Origin of the sequence: Candidatus Phytoplasma bonamiae (genome assembly GCF_030586845.1) — a bacterium.
GTDB lineage: Bacteria > Bacillota_I > Bacilli_A > Acholeplasmatales > Acholeplasmataceae > Phytoplasma > Phytoplasma bonamiae.
This window is the reverse complement of record NZ_JAOSIQ010000020.1, coordinates 1-9,010: the sequence shown is the minus strand read 5'-3', so window position 1 is coordinate 9,010 and position 9,010 is coordinate 1. Positions and strand designations below refer to the sequence as shown.

Sequence of the window (9,010 nt, the reverse complement as noted above, 5' to 3'; positions counted from 1 at the left end):
CAATATCTTGAGTTTTATTAGGATCAATTCTTAAACAATATAGAATGATATTACTTATTTGATGTAATAACCAAACAAAAGGTTTCATAAAAAAACAAACTAAATTAAATAAACCTAATAAATAATATCGAGAATGTTATTAATAAAATAATATTATAAAACTTTTCTATTTTGAAATTATAAAGTAATAACTATATATCTTGGAAGAATACTGTTAAATTATTAATTAAATTAAAATTTTTAAAATAAAACCAACTGATTGATTTCTTGTAATTATTCAATTCATTTTTATTTAAATTTGATAAATATTTATGTTTAAACTAAAAACTCGGTTAATATTTGTTTCTAAACTGCTTTAATATATTCATTAAATGATTTTCCGCTACCATATTTTCTATAATAAAACTAAAAAATCTTTAGAAAGGAAGTAAGACAAATTAATATAATTTAAAACAGAAATAAAATATTTTTGGGATTTAAATATTTTAGTCATATTTTTACATAATAAAAACATATTCTTTATAAAAATTTCTTAAGAAATGCAATAAAAAATTGAAAAATAAACTTTTAATTAAATAAAAATTATTTTTTTAAAGTGCAACTAATAAAATGTTTATCAGATACTTGATATAAATCTAAATCTGGTTCTGCATATTTTTTAAAATTACGAAAATCAAAAACATCATTTTCAGCATTATAAATATTGTCGTTAAGTTTAATACGAGAACGATAAATGCTAGTTGATAAAAAGTCATTTAATAATTTTTTAGTGTAAGGATGTATAGGGTTACTAAAAATTTTTTCACAAGGAGCTTTTTCAATAACCATACCTTTATATAAAACAATAATATTTTGTACTAAAGAAGCTACAATGCTTAAATCATGTGTAATAAAAATCATAGACATATTATATTTTCTTTGCATATCTTTAATTAAATTTAAAATTTCTTGTTGAACTATAACATCTATAGCAGTAGTAGGTTCATCTGCAATTAACAATTTCGGACGAGAAATCAAAGAAATAGCTATAGATATTCTTTGACATAATCCTCCAGATAATTGATACGGATAAGATTCCAAAACTTTATAAGGATCGGAAACCTCTACCTGCTTTAATAACTGTATAGACTGAAGAAAAGCTTGTGACCCATATACCCCTTTACGTAATTTTAAAATTTCAAAAATTTGTGTTTTTATTTTGAATAAAGGGTTTAAACTTGAAACAGGATCTTGAAAAATAATACTGATTTCTTTACCACGAATTTTACGCATTTGATTTTCATCGAAATCAGAAATTACTTCTTGATTAAAAATAATTTGCCCTTGAACAATTTTTTGATTATTTTGAAAAAGTTTTAAAATCGATAAAGCAATTTGACTTTTTCCAGAACCAGATTCACCTATAATAGCCAAAGTTTCTTGTTCTTTTACTTCAAAACTAACTCCTCTAACCGCTTTAACCAAAGAATTTTCAGATTGAAAATAAGTATGTAAATCTTTTACTTGTAACAAACTCATATTATATGATCCCTTAATAATAGATATAAATAAAAACACTTTAACTTTTTGGAAAATTATTTAATTAGTTAAAATATCCTTACATTTTTATAAGAAAAATTCGATCTCTTATAGCATTTATTAATTTAAATCACTTTAAATTATATTAATTACAAAATTATTAATTTATTTTATTAGAAAAAATTTTTAAAATTACTTGTTTCATAACAAGGAATACGAGGAATCGCATTTAATAATGATTTAGTATAAAAATGCATAGGTTTTTGAAAAATTTCTTTTGTAGAAGCCAATTCTACTAATTGACCTTGATACATTACTCCAATTCTATCACTAATATATTGAGCCACTCCTAAATCATGAGAAATAAACAAATAAGTAATTTTATATCTATTTTTAAAATCATTCAAAAGATCTAAAATTTGTTTTTGCACAGTTACATCTAACGCAGAAACAATTTCATCACAAACTACAAATTTAGGTTTTAAAATTAATGTTTTAGCTATATTTACTCTTTGTCTTTGGCCTCCACTTAATTCAGCTGGATAACGTTCCATCAAATCTAAAGATAATCCGCATTTATTCATGATATCTATAATTTGCTGATGATACCTGGGATCTTTATAACCTAAAACTTTTCGGTGAATTATTAAACCTTCTCCGATAATATCACGAATTTTAAATTTAGGGTTTAAAGCTGAAAAAGAATTTTGAAAAATAATTTGTAAATCGGGGCGCCAAATTTTCATTTGACTAGGTTTTAACATACTTAAATTAATATTTAAATTATTTTCAGGAAAATACCAAACATTACCGTGATTATTTTTTTGTAATTGTATAATTAATTGACCTAAAGTAGATTTTCCCGAACCTGATTCACCGATAATACTTAAAGTTTCTTGTTTAAAAATGGATAAATTAATATTATAATTTGCTTGAAAAATTCTTTTATTAATTATAAAAGATTTATGCAAATTTTCAACTTTAAATAAAATTTGGGAGTTTATTATGCCCATTATTTATACCTCTTTCTTTGAAAACGAACGAATCTATTAGTCGCACATAGCAATTTATTCAATAAATTCATTAATACCTTCTGCTATAAAATTAAAGGCTAAATTAGTAAAAATAATAAACATCATAGGAAAAAAGAATAATCTAGGATAAATATAAATATAAGATTTATTAAGACTCAATAAAAGTCCCCATTCTGGGATAGAATTATCTAAACCAATTCCAATAAAACCAAAAGAAGAGGCTACCAAAATAACACTACTTAAACTTAAAACCATTCTCATTAACAAAGTAGTTAATAAATGAGGAAAAATATGTTTACGAATAATGTAAATATGACTAGCTCCTAAAGACAAAGCGTTTTTAACAAAATCTTGACGAGCTATTTTAATAGTAGCATTTTTAATATTTTTAATAAATGTTGGCAAATAACAAATAGATAAAACCATAATTAATTGATAAAGTCCAGTTTTCAAAAAAAACATAATTAGAAATGCTAAAATAAAATCCGGGAAAACAATTAAATAATCACAAATAAAATTAGTTATAATATCCCAAAAACCTGAAAAATAACCACCTAAAATTCCTAAAATCCCTCCTATTACAAAACTAATAGAAACAGAAAGAACAGCTATATACAAAGATGTCATAGTTCCTCTAAGCAAATAAGAAAAAACATCATGACCTAAAGAATCTGTTCCAATCCAATGATAAGATCCGGGTTCTAAAAAAGATTCATACATGGAATTCCACATAGAAGTTTTATTTGGAATAATCATGGGAAGAATAAAAGTTATTCCCAGCAAACAAAGTAATAAAATCAAACCAACCAATAAAATTTTATTTTTTTTACATAAAAAATTTAAAAAATAAAATATTTTTTTTCGAATAATAAAATTATACCTCCTAATTATTGTAAAAATGTAAAAAAATTACTTTTTAGTAAAAGTTGGATCGATAAAATAACATAAAAATTCAACTAAAATTCCAATCAAACTAATAACTAAAGATAACATTATTACGCAACATTGTAAAACAGGAAGATCTCTTTGATTAAAAGAATTAAACATTAATAAACCTAAACCATTTAAATTAAAAATACTTTCTAAAACGATAGCACCACTTAACATAAAATTAAAAATTAAACTAACATGAGTAAGAATCGGAATTAAAGAATTTTTTAATATATGTTTAAACCAAATTCTTTTGTTCGACAAGCCTTTTGCTCTAGCAGCTATAACAAAAGGTTGTTCCGAAACAGATATTAAAGTAACACGAGCAATACGAAAAATCGAAAAAACTGCTACCAAACTTAAAGAGATAATAGGCAAAATCCATGATTTAATATGATCTAATCCTGAAATAGGTAATAAATTTAAATAGAAAGCTAAAAAATATTGCAATAAAAAACCAATAATAAAACTTGGCATAGAAATAAACAAAATAGAGATAAAAATCAAAATATAATCTATTTTACTTTTAAAATTTATAGCGGATAAATAACCTAAAAAAATTCCTATTAATGAAGCTATCAAACAACTTAAACAAGTTATCGTAAAAGTTATTTTAAAAGATTTTATAAATAAACTTAAAGCTGAAATTTGTGGATACACATAAGATTTGCCGAAATCCCATTTAAAAATGATCTTATAAATATAACTCCAAAATTGTTCTAAAAAAGTTTTATCCAATCCTAATTGAATTCTTAATTGTTCTCGTTGTTGAAAAGTACTTTTATAACCTAATAAAGATATAACAGGATCTGAAAAAAATTTCATAGCACTAAAAATTAATATAGAAACAATTAAAAAAATTAATCCGACATAAAATAATTTTTTGACAAAATATTTGTGAAAAAACATTTAATCTCAGCTGCTCCTTTGATCTACCACAATTCACTTAAAAATGAAAAATTTTTATTTAAAATGTAGTTAATTTAAATTTTACGTAATTTAGTTATATCTTGATCCCCAAGTATATTAATATTAAAATTTTTTATATTCTTACGAATAGCTATTTCAGAATATTTTTGGCAATATAAAGGAATAATGGCATATTTATGAAATAATAATTGATGAAAATCCCGAACTTGTTGATCGTAATCAGGGGCATTATCACTATTCAATTTTAAATTATTTAAACCTTTAATAATTTCTTCATTATCTGATAATTGATGCCAACACATAGATCCTCCTTTATCTTTAGGACCAAAAAAATAATTAAGAACATAATAAGGAGTGATGTTTTCAAAATTTTCCGAAATCATTAACATATCAAAATCACCTTTTTCTCCTTGATTGGCCAATTCATTTAATTCTCTAATTTCGTGCTTAACATTAAATTTTGCTTTTTGTAAAAAATCAGTTATACGACTAGCATAACGATAAGGAATAGGAGATGTTTGATTAATGCTTAAAAAACTTATGGATTTATTGGTATCAGGTTTTCGACTTACACAAAAATTATCAAAATTAGGTGTTTCTAAATAACCTATCATACGTGGATCTGACATACTATTAACTATTTGATAACGCTCCGAAATCTCACCTAATTGTTCCAAAAATTGTTTTTTTTTGTCCGGAGTTAATGTTTCGACAATACTTTTACGTTCTTCAATTGATAATTTTTGGCAATTTAAAAATAAATATGTTATAGTGAGTGATTCTGGTTTCATAATTTGCAAATCAGAAGATCGAGATAAATCTTTAGATGAAGTTTTATCAAGAATAAGATAAGATATATCAATATCTCCCCTTTTAAGATGCATATTTATAGTTTGAGCATCTGGAATATAACAAAATTTAATTTGTTTAATATTACTATCGCCATAATCATCTTTTCTGTAATAATCCATAAAACGATCTAATTGGATATTATTGTTATCGAAATATTTTAATTGAAAAGCGCCTAAACCGATTCGACGATTAGGTATTTTGTTTTTATCACCTTCAAACATAATAATAGGTATTTTGCTTAAATGATGATAATTTAATGGATCTTGATCATCTGTAAAAAGGATAAAAAAACGATTTATATCATTATTATCTGGTTTAATATCTTGAATAAAACTAGAATGTTCACCGCCTTTTTCTTTATTATAAAGAAAATTATCAATAACATCTTGATTATTTAATATACATCCATTATGAAATTTAATACCCGGAGATAAACAACATTGATAATATCCTGCGAATTCACCTTCTGTTATTTTTTCCGGCATAGCAGTCAAAAGACAAGGTTTATAAATTATTTTTATAACATTATTTTCTTTAAAAGGATGCGCTTTGATTAAAGATTCATGCAATAAATCTCTAATGCGACTGTTAACAACCGTATTAGCTCCTTGCCCAAATATACCAAAACCTTCTTGTACTTGAGCTGTTAACCCCACAGTTAAAATATGTTTATCTTGTTCATTTAAATTATTTCTACTTTTTGGATAATATTTTATAATAACCCATAATAATATAATTAATATAAAAACACTTGTTATTAAAATAACAATTGTTTTATTTTGCAAAATACGAAAATTCACCAATAAAAATATACCTAAACTCCCTAATAAAATACTAATTAAAATAAAAATCATATCAACTAATCGCCTCTATTCCTTCAAAAAATTTCAAAAAAATCTAAATTTAACAAAAACATTAATTATTATATCCATTATCATATACTACAAAATATTCATAAATTAATATAACTTTTTTTAGTTATAATAATTCTCTTTAATATGTTATAAAAAAAAGAAAATATAAAATGTTTATCAATTAATTTGCTTTTATATAAATTAATGTTGATTTTTTTAAAACATAACTTATATTATCATAATAAATTCACATTTTGATTACAATAGGAATTCCTAATAATTTTAATCCTTCTTCTAAAACTATACAAATACTTTTAATCAATAAAACAAGTCCTTGTTGCAATTCTAATTGAGAAGTTAAAATTTTTTCTTTTTCATATAAATAATTAGTATATTGAGATAATTTAAATAAATAACGAGCTAATAAACTAGGCATATTATTTTGAATAATTTTTTCTAAAATCACAGGAAAATCATCTAATAATTTCACAATAATAAAATAATAATCTTTTTGAAAATAATTAGTTAAAAATAACCAATTCAATTTATCTAGTTCAATATTACATTTGATTTTAGAAATAATCGATTTTAGACGTACCAAAGTATATTGCAAATAAGGCCCTGTGTTGCCTTCAAACTTAATCATATTTTCTAAATTAAAATCAATATTTAAATGGCGATCATTTTTTAAATCATTAAAAATAATTGCGCCGATAGCAATTTTTTCCGCTACTTTGCTTATATTTATTTTCGATAAAGTTTTATTTCTATTTTCAATAATTTTTATAATCTTATTTTGAGCATAACGGATAATATCTATTAATTTATAATCTTGGTGTTTTCGAGTAGAAATTTTAACTTCATTTAAACAAATTAAACCAAAATTAACATGTTGAATATCAAAAAAATATCCCATTTTTTTCATAATTGCAATTAATTGTTGATAATGTAATTTTTGTTCATTACCTACTATATATAACATTTTCTGAAAATTAAATTTTTTAGCACGATACAATAAACAAGCAATATCACGAGTTAAATAAAGAGTACTACCATTGTCTTTTTGAATTAAAGCTGAAGGTATATTTTCTAAAGGAAAAATATAGGCTTTTTGATCCAAAATAATTAATTTTTGTTGACATAATTTCTTAACTAATCGTAAAGCCTTTTGGTGATAAAAAGATTCTCCTATATAAAAATCAAACGAAATACCTAATAATTTATAAATTTTTCGAAATTCGCTTAAAGAAATACGTCTAAAGAAACGCCATAATTTAAATATTTGTTCATCTTTTTCTTCTAATTTTTTAAAAATATTTTTAGCTTCCAAATAAAGAGTGGTATCAGTTTGTGCTTTTTCATGGAACAAAATATAAAGTTTTTGCAATTCATCGATAGGATTATTCAAAAGCAAATCTTCTTTACCCCATTTTTGATAAGCTAAAATCATTTGACCAAATTGAGTTCCCCAATCTCCTAAATGATTAATACCAATAGTTATAAAACCTAACTTTCGATAAATATTTTTTAAAACATTGCCAATAATAGTAGAACGTAAATGGCCAATAGAAAAATTTTTCGCAATATTAGGAGAAGAATAATCTAAAATAATAACCTGATTGTTAATTGCTTTTTGAGCATAATTTTCAGATAATTTATAAATTAAACTTAAAATTTTTTGACTAATTAAACCTCGTTTTAATTTAATATTCAAAAAACCATTATCTAATTGAACTTCTGATACTATTGATAAATTTAATAAAATTTCTTTAAAATCGTTAAAGATCTTTGATAAATCATTATTCCATTGTTCGCGATAGATAAATAAAGGCAAATAAAAATCCCATGATAAATCTTTATCATAATGTTTTATTATAGACTTAATATTAAATTTTGTATTTAAAATATTAGTAATTTGATTTTGCAATTTTTGCAAATACATAAAAAAATTCTCCTAATTTTCCGAAAAAAATTATTTTAAATTTAATATTGAATTAACATATTTCGAAAAAAATAAAATTATACTTAAAATATCCAAAATCAGGATAGTTTAAATATAATTAAAATCATTAACTAAAAATTATTCTAAAAACTTGATAAATTCAGAAAATTTTTTAGGCAAAGGGACATCAAATTGTAATTTTTGCCCTGTCCAAGGATGATTAAAATATAATCGTTTAGCATGTAAAAGTTGAGAAGAAACCGAGTATTTTTTGGAATTATATAAAATATCCCCTATAATAGGATGTTTTAAATAACTTAAATGCACACGAATTTGATGAGTACGTCCTGTTTCTAATTGAAGTTCTAAAAGAGAATAATGATGAAACTTTTTTAAAGTAGTAAAATGCGTAATAGCCAGTTTACCTTGAGATGTTACAGACATTTTCAAAGGATTATGATAATCTCTTTTAATAGGTAAAATAATAGTTCCTTTTTTATCTAAAAAACCTTCAATTAAAGCATAATATATCCTTTTAATGCCTTTATTTTGCAATAATTGTTGCATTTTCTCGACCGCTTCTATCGTTTTACCAACCAAAATCAAACCCGTAGTATCTTTATCTAAACGATGAATAATGCCCATGCGTTCGCTCAAAGGCATTTTACTAAAATCTTTAAGTTGATATAATAAACCATTAATTAAAGTAACACCTCGAAAACTCACTGAAGGATGCACTATCAAATCACTCGGTTTATTAATAACAGCTAAATATATGGATAGATTATTTGCGTTTCGATCTCAGAATTTGTCTTTCTGATAACTATTACAAATAGCCCCCATCTAAACCGGACAAGCAAGTTTCCAAGCATCCGGCTTGCCATAATTCACCCTCTTCCGAGGACTAACGTTATGTCACCACTCATTAGTTGTTTATTCTGATTATATAG

General features: G+C 23.6%; 7 protein-coding genes. All 7 read right to left on the bottom strand.

Annotated elements, in window-relative coordinates:
* Positions 1-582 precede the first annotated feature (582 nt).
* Positions 583-1,518 carry an ABC transporter ATP-binding protein gene (locus OC701_RS01935; RefSeq protein WP_304514420.1) on the bottom strand — a complete coding sequence of 312 codons (936 nt, stop codon included), beginning with the start codon at positions 1,516-1,518 and terminating at the stop codon, positions 583-585.
* A 173-nt stretch (positions 1,519-1,691) separates the two neighbouring features.
* Positions 1,692-2,531: an ATP-binding cassette domain-containing protein gene (locus tag OC701_RS01930; protein ID WP_304514419.1), complete on the bottom strand. Its 840-nt coding sequence runs from the start codon at positions 2,529-2,531 to the stop codon at positions 1,692-1,694.
* A gap of 54 nt (positions 2,532-2,585) precedes the next feature.
* On the bottom strand, positions 2,586-3,308 hold the full coding sequence (locus OC701_RS01925; RefSeq protein ID WP_304514418.1) for an ABC transporter permease: 723 nt from the start codon (positions 3,306-3,308) through the stop codon (positions 2,586-2,588).
* A 153-nt stretch (positions 3,309-3,461) separates the two neighbouring features.
* Positions 3,462-4,391 carry an ABC transporter permease gene (locus tag OC701_RS01920; protein WP_304514417.1) on the bottom strand — a complete coding sequence of 310 codons (930 nt, stop codon included), beginning with the start codon at positions 4,389-4,391 and terminating at the stop codon, positions 3,462-3,464.
* A gap of 74 nt (positions 4,392-4,465) precedes the next feature.
* A complete protein-coding gene (locus tag OC701_RS01915) occupies positions 4,466-6,118 on the bottom strand; it encodes an ABC transporter substrate-binding protein (RefSeq protein WP_304514416.1) in 1,653 nt (550 codons plus the stop codon).
* Between the two features lie 247 nt (positions 6,119-6,365).
* Entirely contained in the window at positions 6,366-8,060 is a 1,695-nt protein-coding gene (gene argS, locus OC701_RS01910) for an arginine--tRNA ligase (protein WP_304514415.1), read from the bottom strand.
* 138 nt (positions 8,061-8,198) lie between these two features.
* The gene (locus OC701_RS01905) at positions 8,199-8,798 is read right to left on the bottom strand and encodes an RluA family pseudouridine synthase (protein ID WP_304514414.1); all 600 of its coding nucleotides are present in this window, start codon (positions 8,796-8,798) and stop codon (positions 8,199-8,201) included.
* Between the last annotated feature and the right edge of the window lie 212 nt (positions 8,799-9,010).